Below are 15,470 nucleotides of genomic sequence, written 5' to 3'. Positions count from 1 at the left end.
CACAACGGGAATCTTATCAACGGTCATCCACCTCGCCCGGACTTCACGGACAAGGTCAACGACTGAGTGGAGCAGCGTCAAACCTGTTGATACATTTTACTCGTCCAGTTCTTCGAGACACGCCTGGAGAATATCCAGGCCTTCCTCCAACACCTCAGGCTCAATGGTCAGCGGGGCCAGCAAGCGCACGATGTGCCGCGACTTGCCACTGGGCATCAGCAGCAAGCCAGCCTCTCGCGCCAGCTCCAGCAGTTGCGCCAGTTGCTGGGGGGCGGGTGTGCCGTCGGCATGGGCCAGTTCAATGCCCCGCATGGCGCCGACACCGGTGAGGCGGCCCAGGTAGGGCGACAGTTGTTGCGCGTGCCAGGCTTCATAGCGGCCCACAATCGCGGCTTCCTGCGCGTTGCCCCACGCGTGCAGATGTTCATCGCTCATTACCTCAAGGGTGGCCAGCGCCGCGGCACAGGCGATGGGGTTACCCGAGTAAGTGCCGCCCAGGCCGCCTTTGGGCAGGTTGTCCATCAGCGCCTTGCGCCCGACCACCGCCCCCAGTGGCATGCCGCCGGCGATGCTTTTGCCGAGCAGCAGCAGGTCCGGCTCGATGCCCAGGCGCGAGAAGGCAAAACGCTGGCCGGTGCGCCCGAAACCCGACTGGATTTCATCGATGATCAGCACAATGTTGTGCTCGTCGCAGAAGCGCCGCAGAGCTTGTGCGAACTCAGTATCCAGGGCGAGAAAACCGCCTTCGCCTTGCACCGGCTCGATGATGAAGCAGGCCACATCGTTTACGTCGATTTCCACGCTGAACAGACGGTCCATGGCCTTCAGCGCTTCGGCGCAGGTCACGCCATTATCGGTACTGGGGTAGGGCAGGTGATACACAGGGCCGGGCAGTACGCCGACCTTCTGCTTGTAGGGCGCGACCTTGCCATTGAGGTTGAGGGTCGCCAGGGTACGCCCGTGGAAGGCGCCGTCAAAGGCGATCACTGCTGTGCGCCCGGTGGCACCACGGGCGATCTTCAACGCGTTCTCCGCCGCCTCGGCGCCGCTGTTGGTGAGCATGCCGCTGACCGGGTAACCCACCGGGATAAACGCGCTGAGGCGTTGCATCAACTCGATGTAGGGCGTATGCGGTGCGGCGTTGAACGCGTAATGAGTAAGCCGGGTGGCTTGCTCGCAAATCGCCGCCACCACGGCCGGGTGGCAATGGCCCAGATTGAGTACGCCGATACCGCCGACAAAGTCGATGTAACGCTTACCTGCGGTGTCCCAGGCCTCGGCGTTTTTACCGTGACTGAGGCTGATGGGGTGAACGATGGAAATCGACTGGCTGATGCTTGCGTGACTCATGACTCTGGGACTCGGCAGTGGTGGGCGCAGCGCTATCTAAGCCGCGCGCCTGGCCTTGCCGCAAACGAAATAAAGTTGCCGGGTCATTCCACCTTGGAAGGAGCTGCGGCTATTCCGACACCCCGTCCTTGCCCGCCGCCTTGGACCGGTACAAGGCTTGATCGGCCCGCGCCATCAGCGCCGCCGGGGATTCACCCATGCGCCGCTCCACCACGCCCAGGCTCAGGGTAAGGTTCACGGCGCCCACGGGGGCCGCCTCCTTGATTTTATGGCGAATCCTTTGTGCCAGTTCTTTGGCCGTGTCCAGGCTGCTTTTGGGCAGCACCACCATAAACTCATCGCCACCCCAGCGCGCCAGCAGGTCGCTTGTACGTACGCAGGTCTCCAAGGTTTCCACCACCCGTATCAGCGCCTGGTCGCCGACGCCGTGGCCGTATTGGTCATTGATCGGCTTGAAGTCATCGACATCCATGGCCACCAGTGCCAGGGGCAGGCGGAAGCGCTCGGCGCGGTCGCATTCCTCCAGCAGTACTTTTTCCAGGCGGTAGCGATTGGCGATGCGCGTCAGGGCGTCCCGCTCGGCCAAAGAACGGTTTTCGTCCAGTTGCAATTGCAGTTGCTGGTTGACGCGTGACAACTCAAGGGTGCGTTCCGCGACCAGTGCTTCCAGGGACTGGTTGCGCTTTTGCAACTGTTCGATGGAGCGTTTGCGGGTATGAATATCGCGGTGCGCGCCGACCATGCGCGCCACTGAACCGTCGGGGTTGCGGGCAATGACGTAGCCACGGTCCTCGATCCACAGGTACGTACCGTCTTCTTTTCGGCAGCGGTATTCGGCCCGGTAATGAGCGGCGCGCTGGCTGATGTAGTCATCGAACACCACCATCACGCGGGGGTAATCCTCGGGGTGGATCACGTTCTCCCAGGTGAACACGCTGTTTTCCAGGGAATGGTGGGAGTAGCCAAGCATTTCGTACCAACCGGGATTGCGGTAGACGAAGCCGGTATTGGCATTCCAGTCCCAGATGCCATCACTGACCAGTTCCATGATGGCGTGCAACAGGTCGACGTTTAGGTCGGACACCTCATTGCGTAGCGGTTCTTTGCCGGATGTATCGTCCATCTGAGCGCTTCCTGCGGGGGCTGGCGCCCAAGGCCAGTCATGGTTGACGCCGATACTCCGTGGCTGGCGCTACTGTACATCGGCGCTGGCGCGCTTTGAATAGGGCAGGTGTGCTGCTTATGACGAGTGGTGAAACGCTATTTTTCTGGCGCCATCATCTTTGTCCGAGGCCTCCCATCCGCGTTGTGCTGGTAAATGGCCTGCGGTTGGCCCTGCTCATTGAAAAACACCTGGCCGATGCCTGCCGAGTTCCACAACCGTTCACCCGCCTCGGCGTGCTCGGGAATATAGGGCACCACCTGCATGGTACGGCGGCGGGTAAACCAGTTGAGCGGCGAACGCGGGGAGTAGAGCCAGCGGTTGAGCCGGTCGAACCATTCCAGCAGGCGCGGCGGGAACTCGTTCTTGATGCCGCTGCTGGTGATTTGCCAGATCTTGGGGCCGCCGTTGCGGTGGCGGATCAGCACTTGGTAGACAAATGAGTAATGCACATCGCCGGAGAGGATCACGTAGTTACCCGGCGTGCGTGAGTGGCGGAAAATATTCAAGATCACTTGGGCGGCGCCACGGTGGGCCATCCAGTTCTCGGCATCCACCAGCAGGGGAAAACCGCACCAGCTGAACACCTTTTGCACCGTCTCGATCAGCTTGACGCCAAAGACCGGCGCGGGCGAGACAATGATGGCTGACGGGTGGTCCAGCAGGGCTTGTTGCAGTTCGCTCAAGGCTTCCCAGTCCAGCAGGCCGGAGGGTTGCTTGAGGGCGAACTCGCTGCGCCAGCGTCGGGTGCGGGTGTCGAGTACCACCAGCGCCGGGGTGGTGGGCAATACGTAGTGCCACTGCTGGAATTTCAGCAAGGCTTCCAGCAACGCGTCTTGCGCCGCCGCGTCGAGATGATTGGCCTGTACCTGGCCGGTCAGTGCCTGGGTCTGGCCCAGCAGCTCGCCAAATACCTGGGGCTGGTTGCCCCAGCCCTGGCATAACAGATACGCCAGCAGGGCATTGCCGATGATGCGTTTGGAGAAGGGGTGGCCGTAGGCGGTTTCTTCCCACTGCGCGCTGAGGTTCCAGTCGTCGGTGATGTCGTGATCGTCAAACATCATCAGCGTCGACAGGTGCGCGAACACTCGCGCCACCTCCGGCAGGCCGTCGCGGAACTGATCGATATGAACCTGTTCGCGGGCGTAGCGTTGCTGTTCTTGCGCGCTCAGCGGCGGCGGTTCTGGCGTGATCAGCGTCCAGGGTGCTGGCGACCAGGCCAGCAGGTACATCGCGATCACTTCGGCGAAGGTCACCAGGTGATTGTCGGCGGTGCTGCTGGTGAAGATTGGTTTCTTCACGCCGCCGAAAAAGCGTTCGCGCAAGGTCTCGTTACTGTCCAGCGCGGGCAGCAGGTCGGCCCGGTGGTAGTAGCTGGCGCGATGCCCATAAAGGCTGGCGCTGTCGCTCACCACCGAGCCCTCCAGGTACTCATCGAACAGGCCCAGGCGCGCAATCAGCCCATGAATGGCGCGCAGCATGGGCCCTGCGACGTCGTCGGCGTAGATCTGGTCGCCATTCATCATCAGCAAGGCTGGGCGGTCGAGCGGTGTGCGAGCATCCGCCAACAGGCGGTCGACGCACAGCAAGCCTTCGTCGGCACGGTGGTGGGGTTTGCGGCAGGAGCCATGCACCAAGTGCTGGATGCGGCTATGCAGCACGAAGCTTGGCGTCGCCGCGTCGCCATACAGCACGTGCGGTGCCCATTGTGCAATGGCGAGGCCGTCGATCAACAGGTCGTAGCCGATGATTTCATCCTGTGGCAGGGCGTGGCTCAGGGCTATGTCGATCAGGTGGATAAAGGCATGGCGCCCGACAGGCACGACTTGGCAGTGCGTCGCATCAAGGGGGGTATCCAGCGTCTCGCCCGAGGGTAATTGCAGCCTCAAGCACAGGGGCAGGGCACGGCTGCCCACCAACCAGATAACCAGGCGCTGCGGCTCCAGGCGCCGTAGGAGGGGGCCGGCAATGACCGCGGGCAAAGTGTCGGGTTGAAGCATCGAGGGTGTGGCTCACACGAAGTAGAACGCAAAGAGTAGCGCAGTGGATGTCGGTGTTTTGTCAACGCAGTGCAGCGCCGGGCGCTGCACTGTCGCACGTTAGTCAGGTCAGTCGGCCTTGTCCGAGCGCGACCATGGAGGGGCGCCTTGGCCGCGGTTGCGGTTCGGTCTGGCTGTTTGTGTGGGGTGACGGGATATCCACAGGCTTGACGATAGCCAGCTGGTTTTGCGCGGATTGGTTGGCGTAATAGGTGTAAAACGCGTGACTGATGATCATGGTGAACCTCTTACTCAAATGGAGGATTGTTCCCGCATCAATACTCCCTTTGAGTGCGCACTGTTTCAGTGGCATTGGCCAGGTCGTTCGTTCCCGGCCATAGGTATCCGCATGTTGGGTTCAGAGAATGGGCGCGTTTCAGGCAGGCTTTGGCACCGTAAACCTGAACTCACTGCCGCGGCCCAACTCGCTTTCGGCCTCGATGCGCCCACCATGGGCCTGGACAATCCCCTGGGTGATATACAGCCCCAGCCCGCTGCCGGTGGGGTTGTTTTCAGTCTGGGTCCAATAACGATCGAACACATGGGGCAAATCGTGCGGTGCAATGCCTTCACCGGAGTCGCGCACCGAAAATACAATCTCCTCGCCATTGCTCATGGCGCTGATGCCGATATTGCCCTGGCGCGGGGTGAACTTGATCGCGTTGCCGATCAGGTTTGACAGCACCTGGAACAAGCGCTCCGGGTCGGCTTTGATCTGCAGGCCGGGCTCGACATTGAACGACAGGTCGATGCCCTTTTCCGAGGCCAGTGGGGCCAGCAGCGAATACGCCTCTTCAAAGATCTGGCTGACGTCCAGCGCCACCGGTTTGACCACATAGCGCCCGGCCTCGATTTTCGAGGTGTCGAGCAAGTCTTCCAACAACACGTTCATGCGCCCGGCGGCCTGTTGCATGGTGTCGATGGCGGAAGAGATGCGCCGTGAAGTGTGGGGGCCATCGGAGCTGAAGGCTTTTTGCATCATGCCGCAGAGCATGGAGATGACGGTCATGGGGTTGCGCAGGTCGTGGGAAACCACCGCGACCAGCTCGTCACGGGCACGCACCGCTTGTTGCTCGCGCAGCACCTGCCGGGACAGGTCGTTCTCCAGCGCTGAGCGGCGCAAGTCGTTGGCGGCAAACAGGTCGCCGTGGCTCCATTTGGTGGAGATGCCGGCCATTTCCACTTTCCAGATTTCAAACGAGGTGCGTGGGCGAAGGCGCATACCCGCGTCGCAGGCTTCCAGATTCAGCGGCTTCTTCGGGTCGCCACTCCAGTGGATGTTCTCTTTGACTTCGGGGCGAAACCACAACACACCGTTATCCACAGGCTTGGGCAAGCTCATGGCGAGCACACCACTGGCCACGCTCTGATACTCGGCGGCAGGCGGGTAAACCGAGGCCAGGTGATGGCTGGAAAATACCGGCGCGCCGTTGCCCTGCAACCACTTGTGCAGCGCACGTATCTGCGCCGGTTCCGGGCAGTTGCCGTAGCGGTGCAATTGTTTATCTTCGATGATCGCCACGCCACCAGAGAGGGTCAGGTCCATCAGCATTCGGCCTTGCTGGGCCAGGCCGTCGAATACGTTATTGGCCGAGGCCTTCATCGCCAGGTCCAGCAGCGCCAGCGCTTCGACTTTTTCTTCGCGCTGGCGGGTCAGCTCCAGGGTCTCCATGGCACTGATCTGCAGTGACAGCACCTGGCCGATGGTCTGGCAGGCCATGCGCAAATCGTTAGGCACCAGCAGCGGCTCACGGTTACCGCAGCTGATCAGGCCCCAGAGCTTGTCGCCCTTCATCAGTGAAATACTCATGGACGACAACACGCCCATGTTCTGCATGTACTGGCAGTGAATCGGCGACACGCTGCGCAGGGTGGCGAAGCTCAGGTCCAGGGGTTGCCCGGTGTCCGGGCGTAATTTGGGCAGCAGCGGTACCGGTTCGTAGGACGCATTCGGGATGATCCGTAGCCAGTTGGTGCGATACAGCTCGCGGGCCTGCTCGGGGATGTCGGACGCGGGGAAGAACAGCCCGTTGAACAATTCCATGGAAGGTGCCGAAGCTTCGGCGATCACTTGGCCATGGCCTTCTTCTTCGAAGCGATAGATGAGCACCCGGTCATAGCCGGTCATGGCCTGGATTTCGTTGACGGTGATGGCGTAGAGCGCCTGCAAGGTTTTTGCCGATTGCAGGCGGTGCAGCATCTTGCCCAGGTCGCTGGTGCGGCCATTGTGCGCACGGGGTTTGAAATCCTTGAGGCGTGGTTCGAATTCCAGCACCAGTACGCCCTGATGGCGATGCAACAGGCCTTCGAACTGCTCACCCTTGAAGGTGATGAGCAGGGGCGGCGAGTCCAGGAATGCGCTGTCCTCGGCCATGGTTTGCACGGCCTGGGCGTACTCCTCGCCAATCAACCTGTGCAGTGGTTGATTCAACAGCGCCTCGGGGGCGTGGCCGAACAACGTACCGACGTTGGCACTTACCTGAATGATGTTAAGGCCGGGTTCCGACAAGGTCAGCAGCACGCCGTGGGGCTGGATGGCCCCCGGAAAACGAATGGGTTCGTCGGCGCAGTTGGCAAGCAGCTCTTCAAAATCTTCGGGTTTCACAGCAATACCTCCTGGCTGTCGAGCCATTGCTCAAAGCCGCTGAATGTCGAACGGGCCGCCATCACCGCGCGCGCGGCGGTATGTGTATCCAGTGGCTGACGGCCCAGGTAATCGAGGAAATCTTTCCAGCGCCGTCCGGTCTCAGCGCCGTATACATTGAGAAAGGCACCCCCGTTGTCGGCGTTCACACCCAGGCGCAGGGCCATTTCCCGGCGCAGCACTTGGCCGCCCAGGGTGGCGCCTTCCAGCACATACAGGGCGCCGAGGCACGCAGCCGGTGTGTCTAATGCAGGGAGTTGAGTGCAGCGAGGCAGGGCATGAATGGCGTGATCAGTGAGGCCGAGCGCAAGAAGGTCATTGACCAGTGTTGGCGTTTTCACACGCAACGCAGACTCATATCCATCGGGAATCAAGCCGCTTTCGTACAGCGCCGCTTCCATTGGCTGATAAAAGCCGTAGTACGCCTGCAGCAAGCGCCGATACCACTGGGCATCCAGGCGCTCGGAAAAAAACGGCAGGCGCTGTTCCAACGCCACATGCAGCAGGCCCGTGCCCGTGCGCAACGTTTCCAACAAGGAGGGCGCACTAACGTCATGGGCCTGTGAATGCATTCAATGAGCTCGAACTGTGGGCCTGTCGGCCATGAATGACGCGTGAAAATGGGCGACGATTCTACACAACTCATTGTCGTCAGCTGAACGCATAAGCGAAAAGGCTGACCAGTGGATCAGAAAAGTCGCTCCTTGCACCTTACATGACCGCAGAACAGGCCCTCAAGTTCGGTTGAAATGATATCGCGCTGCTATCAATGCAGGGGCAGGCCCTAGTGCATCAATGCCGTTTGCACGCACTCGAGCAAGTGGTCGGTACTCCACGGTTTGGGCAGAAACCGCACCGAACTGCCCAACTCGGCGGCGATTTTCGTGTTGCCTGAGGTCAGCACCACCTGCACTTCAGGCCAGCGATGGGCGACCACACGGCTCAAGTCATAACCATTGAGCAAACCGGGCATTTGAATATCACTGACAATCAAATCCACCGGGTCATCGCCGCGCTCCAGGTAAATCATCCCTTCGTCCGCTGAGGCAAACGATGTCACCACCGCACCAAAGTCTTCCAGCACATCCACCATCAACGCCCGAATGATCTCGTCGTCTTCCAATACCAAAATCGATGGCTGAGCCATGATCCTTACTCCACCATCAGGGGGTTCAGTAAGGTGGAGTGGAAGGTGGCCGGATAGGTTCGATTGGATGTTTTTTAATCGATGGGTGGTCGTTTGACCGCTTGTGAGTCATGGGCACCACAATCCGTTAAGGTGAACGCCACCCTGCCGTCCCAAGGAATGCCATGTTCAACCGTAACCCACTCGTGCCCGAACTGATCGTCACCCGCCTCAGCGCCAGTCTGGCGTTCTGGGTCGAACAGTTAGGCTTCGCCATTGCCTATCAGCGTGCTGAAGAAGGCTTTGCCTACCTCGACCTGCACGGCGCGCAAATCATGCTCGAACAATACGACCCCGAGGCCGGCCAGTGGCTGACCGCACCGTTGCAGCCACCGTTCGGGCGCGGCATCAACCTGCAAATCGATGTGCCTGCCGTAGCGCCTATCCTGCAACGCTTGGCGCAAATCGGCTGGCCATTGTTCCGCGATGTAGAAGACGCCTGGTACCGAGCCGACGACGTGGAGGCCGGGCAACGCCAGTTCATCGTGCAAGACCCGGACGGTTACCTGGTACGCCTGGTGGAGCGGCTGGGGGAAAGGCCGCTCCAGCAGGCATAATCGACGGCAACAGCCGATAGGGAGACCTGAATGAAGTATGTGTTATTGACCCTCGCCCTGACCGTTATCGCCGCACCCGCGTTCGCGGCCGGCGACGCCGAAGCGGGCGGCAAACTCTTCACCAAGACCTGCGGCGGCTGCCACAGCATCGGTGAAGGCGCGCGGGGTGGTTTTGGCCCGGAACTGAACGGCATCATTGGCCGGCCTGCCGGTACTACAACGGACTACCAGTATTCGGATGCGATGAAAAATTCGGGCGTGGTGTGGACGCGGGAAAAACTGGCGGCTTACATCGAAAATCCGAAGAAGGTTGTCAGTGGCACGCGGATGATCTTCTGGGGGATCAGTGACCAAGAGAAGATTGAAAATATCCTGGCGTACTTTGAGACATTCCAGCCCAAGTGAGGCGCACAGGCTGGCACGCATCACCGTCCTCTGTAGGAGCGAGCTTGCTCGCGAAAAGCTCACAGGCGTCGCATTCATTCAGGAAGCACGCGTCATCGTTGACGTTTTTCGCGAGCAAGCTCGATCCTACAAAAAAGCACAGTGTGAGCCTTAGCCTGCATCCAAAGCCTACACACAAGTAGGACCGTTCTGATTTGCGCCTGACCTCACCATTATCGGCAAAGCGTTTGCTACGTTCGTGTGAAAAATACGCGATGGAAGCGCTTAATGTTGACGTTCAACTCCCTATGGAAAAACCACCCCGAAATCTTCGGAGACGCCGCCCCTTGTAGAACAAACGGCGCCAAAAATTTCAGTGACCAATGCGCCATTAACCTGGGTGTAGCACTGCGCAGGTCAGGCGCCGACCTGAGCAGGTTGAGAGGCGTGCGCTATTGTTGGCAGCATGCCAAGAGCGAGGGCCATGTGTTGGCGGCTGAGGAGATGGCCAAAGCTCTAAGTGGTGCGAATATCCCCGGTTTGCAGCGCCCGAAGAAGATAAAACCTGAGGATTTCGAAGAGGTGTTGGCGGGACAGCAAGGCATTATCTTTTTCAAAGATTTTTGGCGCCGAGGGAATGAGACGTTTGGCAATCGCAGCGGTGACCACATTGACCTTTGGAATGGACGGCGGTTGACGGATTGGCTGAGTTATCCGCGTATCCAGCTGGGGTTTTCGATTGAGGGGACGTTCTCGGACTATCACGAGTCCAGGGAAATCTGGTTTTGGAAGGTCATATGAAGCTGGTTAAGGGCGTGGTGTTTGTCGTCGGGCTGGTTGTAGTGGCGCTCGGAGTGTTTAACGGTTTGGTGGTGGCCGTGTCTGCGTATTTTGGGCCGTTTTACCAAGGGGATGCGGATCAGAGCAGGAATTTTGGGTTTTGGTTGGTTGGGAATGGGGTTGTGGTTTTGGGAGCGGCGTTGAGCGGGGCGGTTTGGTATGGCAGGCGTTTGAGTAGGGGGCGGGAATGATGGTGTACTTCGACGGGGTTGAGGGGCGACTTAAAATTAGGCGAGCTCGAGTTGTGCGCTTAAATACGTTGAAAGAACGGCAGGATATTGTGAGTCAGATATGTATGGAGGCTTTGGCGCTGCAGGCACAGGAATTGGGAATGGGATATGGCTCCGATGAGCGGGATAGCTATGGTGATGGCCATTTGCTAGTCTCCGGAGTGGCCGGTGACCACCAGCAGTTCGATTAAGTGGGTGCCTGAGTATTTAGTGATTCAGCGGCTGTGATTTTCCTGAGTAAGTCCAACGTACCTTAAGGAAACTAAAATGACAGATAGAAGACCTCTGAATCCAAATGTTAATGTTCCGAAGCCCGGTGGTGGCGAGCAGCCGCGATCAAGAAATAAAGATGGCCAGGTTCGCGATAAGCGGGACGATGCAGGAAAGCCCAGGAAGAAGTAAATAGCAGAAAAGGGAAGGCCTACTATGTAAGTAGGCCTGCTCTTTGGATTTGATAATCATAGAAAGCGAACCCTCTAACTTTCTCTCGAGGGCAATTTTCTTGAGCACGTATGGGGCTGGCGTCATCGCAGCATAGGTATCACACAACTTCGGCGCGACGCTGAACCTGTGGCGAGGGAGCTTGCTCCCGTGACGGCCTGACAGCGGGCGTTGGTGTAGCTGACGCGCTGCGATCCAAATGTGGGAGCTGGCTTGCCTGCGAAGACGGCCTGACAGCTGACACAGTTATACCGAGTACATATCCATTCCTGAGGTAACGGCCACCTAGGGTTCCGCCCCAACGGTGGCTCACTTTTGAACAGCGATGTGGATCAACTCAGCAGATGCTTGGAAATCAGCCGCGAGATTTCCACTATCGAGGTTTTCCCAGTGAACTCGAACTTCACCTTCCCCAACGAAGAAAAGTAAATCTCCAACTCCGAATCCAGATCAAACGTCCCTGAAGTTTCCACCGAGTACGCCACGATGTTCTTGTACGGCAATGAAGTGAAGTCCTTCTTGCTGCCGGTAATCCCCTGCACGTTCACCGCGATGATGCGTTTAGTGGTGAACACAACGCCGTCGCGCATGGCCTTGTACGCGTCGACCACTTCTTCGTCGTCCAGCAGCAGGGCCGATACGCGTTCGGCGTATTCGTTGTTTTGCTTGAGTTTGAAGAAGCCTTTGTTGTTGAAGTCGATCATGTGCCTGTCCTAGGTAAGTGGTGCCGCCGGTGTATGACGTTTTACTTGCGGATCTGTATCTAACGCCTGGGCCTGCAAGCCCCTAGCATGACGCTCAACACGACCGCGTCGGCGAAGGATTTCACGCTGGCAGCCTAAAAAACCAGGAGCCAATCCATGCCTGATATGTCCAGCTTGCTCGCCTACGGCCTGATTTCACTCGGCATGGTACTGACTCCCGGGCCGAACATGATCTACCTGATTTCCCGCTCCATCTGCCAGGGGCGCACGGCCGGGTTGATTTCTCTCGGTGGGGTGGCGCTGGGGTTTGTGGTGTATATGGTGTGCGCGGCGCTGGGTATCACGGCGTTGGTGATGGCGGTACCGTTTGCCTACGACGCGTTGCGGTTCGGCGGGGCGCTGTATCTGGTGTACCTGGCCTGGCAGGCGGTCAAGCCGGGTGGGCGCTCGCCATTTAAGGTGCGCGACTTGCCCAAGGACAGCCCGCGCAAGTTGGTGACCATGGGCTTGGTCACCAACCTGCTCAATCCCAAAGTGGCGGTGATGTATTTGTCGCTGCTGCCCCAGTTCATCGACCCGAATGGGCATGGCAGTGTGCTGATGCAATCCCTGGCGCTGGGTTCCCTGCAGATTGTTATCAGCGTGAGCGTCAACGCGGTGATTGCCTGCATGGCGGGTTCCATCGCGGTGTTCTTTGTCACCCGGCCGGGTTGGCAGGTGCTGCAGCGCTGGCTGATGGGGTCGGTGTTGATGGGCTTGGCGGTGCGGATGGCGGTGGAAGGGCGGCGCTAAATCTGCTTTCAGCGTGCCATGACGTTGACGATCACATGCAGGATGAATGCAGGTCCGTAGCAGGGGCGCCCGTGTTCATCTTCGATACGCCAGATCGAGGTGACCGTACAGGTCTCCCGCGGCGCTCCAAACTCCACCGTGATATGCACCGGCTGCCCAGGCAGGGTTTCGGCGATCGGCACCTCGCTGTCAAGGCTGCGCAGATGGCTGTCCATCACCACTTCCAGGGGCGCGCCTGTAGCCGTTCGACGGGCGATGACGTATTCACCGTCTACTCGTACCAATCGTCTACCGCGCCAGGCGCGGGTGCCGACATTCTGGATCTCCCAGGTTTTCTGAAATGTTTCGCCTGGCAACACGACGGTTTGGTCGGGGGTGGTGACATCGGCGTTGAATACCACAACGTCGCCAGGATCATGCAGGCCGATGGCTCGGTTGGTGGTTGCCATTGAATGGGCATCGACCGGCGAGCCTGACAAATCGGCGAAGTAGCGGAACAGCATTAAGGGGGACACCTGCAGCGCCTTGGCCAATTTGATCAAGGTGCGTACCGACGGATCTTTTGAAATACCACCCGCCAATCCGTACAAATAGGTTCGTGAAATACCGGCTTCCTTAGCCAGGGTTGTCATGGACTTTCCCAGTTCCCGACTGCGTCGTATGACCAGTGCCTGGAGGGTGCCGCGGGTTTTGATGCTCATGTCCGTATGTGATCCCAATCCTTGAAAAAAGTCGTCAACTTGTTCGCCAAAAAGGACAACTTGCTCGCCGTCGCGTGTATTGAACCGTGCACACTCGCAACCTGCTAGCGACGTTGTGAAGGACATGGATCGGTCCCTTTTTGTTTGACTATATCCAGTGTCGCGGTTTCTCGCATGCTTGCGAACCTGGTGTGTTGCATTCCTTTACAACTATCTTTGGATATAGCTATGTCTCAATTTAAAGCATGCTGCGAATCCATAGCCCGATCAGGCTTTGGCATCCTGCAAATTCCTGATGCGATGTTGCAGGACTACAAAAAGATCATTGATGGGTATTCGGCCATTCCCCAGGCCATCAAGGATGAGTTTTCCTTTGCCCACGACACGGATGGTTTTTTCCCTTTTGGCGCCGAGTACTCCCTTGCCGAGGATCACCCTGACCTGTGCGAGCGGTTTTGTTACTGGCCCGCCCACGCTTCAAAAAGAACCGCTTTCGAATTCACCCGAAGTACTTTCGTTGCCGCAGTCGGCAGTTATGAGCGACAGATGAGCGAGTTGGCCCAGGGAGTGATGGATGGCATTTGCGCGGAGTTTGGCGTTCAATCCTTGGCCCCCTTTCGCTCGGCATCGTACATCCAGTTGTGTGTCTATGGTCCACAGGCCAAAGACAATTCTCGTAAATATGCCCAGGATCCACATGAAGACGGGCATATGCTTTCGTTTATCAAACCTACCCGCGAAGGGCTGGTTTTGATGAAAGGACGATCGTTGGAGCCGGTACGCCTTCTGGAGAATGAGGTCGCGGTGCTGGCGGGCTCCTTGCTGACAGAACTCTCTGATCATGCCGTGCCTGCCGCCTACCATGCTGTACTTGCACCTAGCAAACCGGTTGCCAGAAGCTCATTGATCTACTTTGCAAACCCCAATCCTGATCAGTTGCTAACGACCTTTTACCGCCAGAAACCCATTGATCTGGGCAGTACTGTGAATGCTCGTCATACCGGTTTCGGTAATCAACCGATTCAACTGCGCTAAATAGTCCCGGAGGGCTCGAACAGTCCATGTTTCCTCACTTCAATGCCCTTTACATCGAAGGTTTGCTCTTGGGTATCGGACTGTTCGCCGCCCCTGGCCCGAAAGACACCTTGGTGATCCGCCAAGGTGTCGGTCGCGGGCCGATCTGGGGCGTTGTCGCTATTTGCGTCTTGGCCGATATTTTCCTGATCGCTTTCGGGGTCACAGGGTTAGGTTCATTACTTGGAAGTCGGCCTGAGGTGATGGCGCTATTGCTGTTGTCCGGCGCTGCCTATCTGCTTTGGTTTGGTGGCCAGCGTCTGTTGGCTTGTATCCGGGATCAGTCCATGCCGGATGCTCAAGGCGGCAACTCGCAAAGAGGGCTGTTGCGCTCGGCGGTCATACTCGGCTTTGCCAACCCTTACGCCTGGCTCGATACCGTGGTGCTGATTGGTTCCATCGGTGCCACGAAACCTGCGGGCCAACAGGCGCTGTTCGCGACAGGCGCCATGACGGCATCACTCGTGTGGTTCGTGGTGTTGGCGCTGTGCTGTCAGCGATTGACGGTATTGTTTCGCAAGCCTGCGGTCTGGCGCTGGCTGGATGCAGGGGTGGCGGTGTTGATGGTTTACCTGGCCGTTATGCTGATCAACGATTCATTGCACATCTTTCAGATAGCCCTTTAGTACGGTCAGCGGGCAGGTCAACTCATCAAGACGAGCGATGTTTTGCACATCGTTGGATAGCCTTTGCAATTCACGCCCGAGCACGCTGCCCGCTCCACCCAATGCAATCAACGCCTGGGTGATGCACTCATCGAGCTTCAACTGGATTTCAGCCAAATTTCCCTGGCGCACCAACAACCCAAACACTTCGCGATCATAGCCCTCCATCACAGGATCATCGCGCAGCAACGGGCTGCCGTCGTCAGTCTCATGCGCCAGCTTCAATGCAAACAACGCAACCGCTTCAAGCGTCAACTCCATGGTCCCGCTACCTCCACTGCCACGCCTGGCACTTTTTTACAGGCGAAAAAAAAGACCTTGAATTTCAAGGTCTTTCTTTAAGATGGTGCCCGAGGGAGACTCGCGCATGCCATATAAGCCGTGCCTTGTAGACGGATTTTACGGTTAGGGATACAGGTAGGGATACACGCTGACGTGCGCTGGCTCACCTTTTATCCCTTTGCGAGTTTACGAAAGTGCTCGAATAACCGAAACCCCACATAGTCCTGCCTGTGCTTATACAGGTGTCGGTAGTAGCAATCCCAGTAACTGATCATCCGATCCTGTTGTGCTTTGAAGTACTTCGGGTTGTCCCTGATGAATGCTCCGTACAGCTCCGGATCAAGCGCTTGCAGGTGAGCCTCGCAGGTATCAAGTATTTCCATTACGTACTCGCCAGTTAGCTGCACCACGAACGGGAC

At 58.2% G+C, this 15,470-nt stretch carries 18 protein-coding genes; 8 read left to right on the top strand and 10 right to left on the bottom strand.

The features are described from left to right. Positions 1-96: 96 nt before the first annotated feature. The 7 genes from HU731_RS10790 to HU731_RS10760 all read right to left on the bottom strand — a co-directional run bounded on the left by HU731_RS10790 (position 97) and on the right by HU731_RS10760 (position 8,342). Positions 97-1,350 (bottom strand): 2-aminoadipate transaminase, encoded by a 1,254-nt coding sequence (locus HU731_RS10790; protein ID WP_186607815.1) that lies wholly within the window; start codon positions 1,348-1,350, stop codon positions 97-99. 109 nt (positions 1,351-1,459) lie between these two features. Continuing rightward, entirely contained in the window at positions 1,460-2,473 is a 1,014-nt protein-coding gene (locus HU731_RS10785; RefSeq protein ID WP_186607816.1) for a sensor domain-containing diguanylate cyclase, read from the bottom strand. Between the two features lie 137 nt (positions 2,474-2,610). Next, positions 2,611-4,512, bottom strand: a complete 1,902-nt coding sequence (locus tag HU731_RS10780) for an alkaline phosphatase D family protein (protein WP_186607817.1) — start codon at positions 4,510-4,512, stop codon at positions 2,611-2,613. Between the two features lie 103 nt (positions 4,513-4,615). After that, a complete protein-coding gene (locus HU731_RS10775; RefSeq protein ID WP_186607818.1) occupies positions 4,616-4,789 on the bottom strand; it encodes a hypothetical protein in 174 nt (57 codons plus the stop codon). A 138-nt stretch (positions 4,790-4,927) separates the two neighbouring features. Further along, the gene (locus HU731_RS10770) at positions 4,928-7,156 is read right to left on the bottom strand and encodes an ATP-binding protein (RefSeq protein ID WP_186607819.1); all 2,229 of its coding nucleotides are present in this window, start codon (positions 7,154-7,156) and stop codon (positions 4,928-4,930) included. Next, positions 7,153-7,767 carry a biliverdin-producing heme oxygenase gene (locus tag HU731_RS10765; protein ID WP_186607820.1) on the bottom strand — a complete coding sequence of 205 codons (615 nt, stop codon included), beginning with the start codon at positions 7,765-7,767 and terminating at the stop codon, positions 7,153-7,155. The genes HU731_RS10770 and HU731_RS10765 overlap by 4 nt, the downstream gene beginning before the upstream one ends. A gap of 212 nt (positions 7,768-7,979) precedes the next feature. Beyond that, the gene (locus HU731_RS10760; RefSeq protein WP_044268271.1) at positions 7,980-8,342 is read right to left on the bottom strand and encodes a response regulator; all 363 of its coding nucleotides are present in this window, start codon (positions 8,340-8,342) and stop codon (positions 7,980-7,982) included. Positions 8,343-8,506: 164 nt separating this feature from the next. Here HU731_RS10760 and HU731_RS10755 point away from each other — a divergent pair, with 164 nt between their 5' ends. From HU731_RS10755 to HU731_RS10735, 5 genes are all read left to right on the top strand, one after another. Next, positions 8,507-8,938, top strand: coding sequence for a bleomycin resistance protein (locus HU731_RS10755; protein WP_186607821.1), 432 nt, complete (start codon positions 8,507-8,509; stop codon positions 8,936-8,938). A 30-nt stretch (positions 8,939-8,968) separates the two neighbouring features. Continuing rightward, the gene (locus HU731_RS10750) at positions 8,969-9,343 is read left to right on the top strand and encodes a c-type cytochrome (protein WP_186607822.1); all 375 of its coding nucleotides are present in this window, start codon (positions 8,969-8,971) and stop codon (positions 9,341-9,343) included. Positions 9,344-9,610: 267 nt separating this feature from the next. After that, the gene (locus HU731_RS10745; RefSeq protein WP_161904582.1) at positions 9,611-10,123 is read left to right on the top strand and encodes a type VI secretion system amidase effector protein Tae4; all 513 of its coding nucleotides are present in this window, start codon (positions 9,611-9,613) and stop codon (positions 10,121-10,123) included. Next, on the top strand, positions 10,120-10,353 hold the full coding sequence (locus tag HU731_RS10740) for a hypothetical protein (RefSeq protein WP_078803760.1): 234 nt from the start codon (positions 10,120-10,122) through the stop codon (positions 10,351-10,353). The genes HU731_RS10745 and HU731_RS10740 overlap by 4 nt, the downstream gene beginning before the upstream one ends. After that, positions 10,350-10,583, top strand: coding sequence for a hypothetical protein (locus HU731_RS10735; protein ID WP_186607823.1), 234 nt, complete (start codon positions 10,350-10,352; stop codon positions 10,581-10,583). Before HU731_RS10740 ends, HU731_RS10735 begins: the two co-directional genes overlap by 4 nt. Before the next feature lie 582 nt (positions 10,584-11,165). Here the strand turns inward: HU731_RS10735 and HU731_RS10730 are convergent. Next, positions 11,166-11,537: a PH domain-containing protein gene (locus HU731_RS10730; protein ID WP_044268264.1), complete on the bottom strand. Its 372-nt coding sequence runs from the start codon at positions 11,535-11,537 to the stop codon at positions 11,166-11,168. A 156-nt stretch (positions 11,538-11,693) separates the two neighbouring features. Here HU731_RS10730 and HU731_RS10725 point away from each other — a divergent pair, with 156 nt between their 5' ends. Continuing rightward, positions 11,694-12,329, top strand: coding sequence for a LysE family translocator (locus HU731_RS10725; protein WP_186607824.1), 636 nt, complete (start codon positions 11,694-11,696; stop codon positions 12,327-12,329). Positions 12,330-12,337: 8 nt separating this feature from the next. Here the strand turns inward: HU731_RS10725 and HU731_RS10720 are convergent, their stop codons facing one another. Then, a complete protein-coding gene (locus tag HU731_RS10720; protein ID WP_225931649.1) occupies positions 12,338-13,156 on the bottom strand; it encodes an NBR1-Ig-like domain-containing protein in 819 nt (272 codons plus the stop codon). A gap of 102 nt (positions 13,157-13,258) precedes the next feature. On the opposite strand from HU731_RS10720, the gene HU731_RS10715 reads away from it, so the two are divergent. Both HU731_RS10715 and HU731_RS10710 read left to right on the top strand, forming a co-directional pair. Next, a complete protein-coding gene (locus tag HU731_RS10715) occupies positions 13,259-14,065 on the top strand; it encodes a 2OG-Fe(II) oxygenase family protein (protein ID WP_186607825.1) in 807 nt (268 codons plus the stop codon). Positions 14,066-14,091: 26 nt separating this feature from the next. Further along, on the top strand, positions 14,092-14,730 hold the full coding sequence (locus HU731_RS10710) for a LysE/ArgO family amino acid transporter (protein ID WP_186607826.1): 639 nt from the start codon (positions 14,092-14,094) through the stop codon (positions 14,728-14,730). Here HU731_RS10710 and HU731_RS10705 read toward each other — a convergent pair. Further along, on the bottom strand, positions 14,701-15,030 hold the full coding sequence (locus HU731_RS10705; RefSeq protein ID WP_186607827.1) for a hypothetical protein: 330 nt from the start codon (positions 15,028-15,030) through the stop codon (positions 14,701-14,703). The two genes, HU731_RS10710 and HU731_RS10705, sit on opposite strands and share 30 nt — an antisense overlap. Positions 15,031-15,470: the final 440 nt, after the last annotated feature.

Source organism: Pseudomonas salmasensis (assembly GCF_014268375.2).
GTDB classification, from domain to species: domain Bacteria; phylum Pseudomonadota; class Gammaproteobacteria; order Pseudomonadales; family Pseudomonadaceae; genus Aquipseudomonas; species Aquipseudomonas salmasensis.
Note: the sequence above shows the minus strand (reverse complement) of the source record. Positions and strands in the feature narration are given on the sequence as shown.

Bases quoted from the DNA above. Each gene is read 5' to 3' on its own strand.
- HU731_RS10740 (WP_078803760.1), top strand. From the start codon at position 10,120: ATGAAGCTGGTTAAGGGCGTGGTGTTTGTCGTCGGGCTGGTTGTAGTG.
- HU731_RS10730 (WP_044268264.1), bottom strand. From the start codon at position 11,537: ATGATCGACTTCAACAACAAAGGCTTCTTCAAACTCAAGCAAAACAAC.
- HU731_RS10705 (WP_186607827.1), bottom strand. From the start codon at position 15,030: ATGGAGTTGACGCTTGAAGCGGTTGCGTTGTTTGCATTGAAGCTGGCG.
- HU731_RS10755 (WP_186607821.1), top strand. From the start codon at position 8,507: ATGTTCAACCGTAACCCACTCGTGCCCGAACTGATCGTCACCCGCCTC.
- HU731_RS10710 (WP_186607826.1), top strand. From the start codon at position 14,092: ATGTTTCCTCACTTCAATGCCCTTTACATCGAAGGTTTGCTCTTGGGT.
- HU731_RS10720 (WP_225931649.1), bottom strand. From the start codon at position 13,156: ATGTCCTTCACAACGTCGCTAGCAGGTTGCGAGTGTGCACGGTTCAAT.
- HU731_RS10715 (WP_186607825.1), top strand. From the start codon at position 13,259: ATGTCTCAATTTAAAGCATGCTGCGAATCCATAGCCCGATCAGGCTTT.
- HU731_RS10780 (WP_186607817.1), bottom strand. From the start codon at position 4,512: ATGCTTCAACCCGACACTTTGCCCGCGGTCATTGCCGGCCCCCTCCTA.
- HU731_RS10725 (WP_186607824.1), top strand. From the start codon at position 11,694: ATGCCTGATATGTCCAGCTTGCTCGCCTACGGCCTGATTTCACTCGGC.
- HU731_RS10775 (WP_186607818.1), bottom strand. From the start codon at position 4,789: ATGATCATCAGTCACGCGTTTTACACCTATTACGCCAACCAATCCGCG.
- HU731_RS10765 (WP_186607820.1), bottom strand. From the start codon at position 7,767: ATGCATTCACAGGCCCATGACGTTAGTGCGCCCTCCTTGTTGGAAACG.
- HU731_RS10790 (WP_186607815.1), bottom strand. From the start codon at position 1,350: ATGAGTCACGCAAGCATCAGCCAGTCGATTTCCATCGTTCACCCCATC.
- HU731_RS10735 (WP_186607823.1), top strand. From the start codon at position 10,350: ATGATGGTGTACTTCGACGGGGTTGAGGGGCGACTTAAAATTAGGCGA.
- HU731_RS10785 (WP_186607816.1), bottom strand. From the start codon at position 2,473: ATGGACGATACATCCGGCAAAGAACCGCTACGCAATGAGGTGTCCGAC.
- HU731_RS10760 (WP_044268271.1), bottom strand. From the start codon at position 8,342: ATGGCTCAGCCATCGATTTTGGTATTGGAAGACGACGAGATCATTCGG.
- HU731_RS10750 (WP_186607822.1), top strand. From the start codon at position 8,969: ATGAAGTATGTGTTATTGACCCTCGCCCTGACCGTTATCGCCGCACCC.
- HU731_RS10745 (WP_161904582.1), top strand. From the start codon at position 9,611: ATGTTGACGTTCAACTCCCTATGGAAAAACCACCCCGAAATCTTCGGA.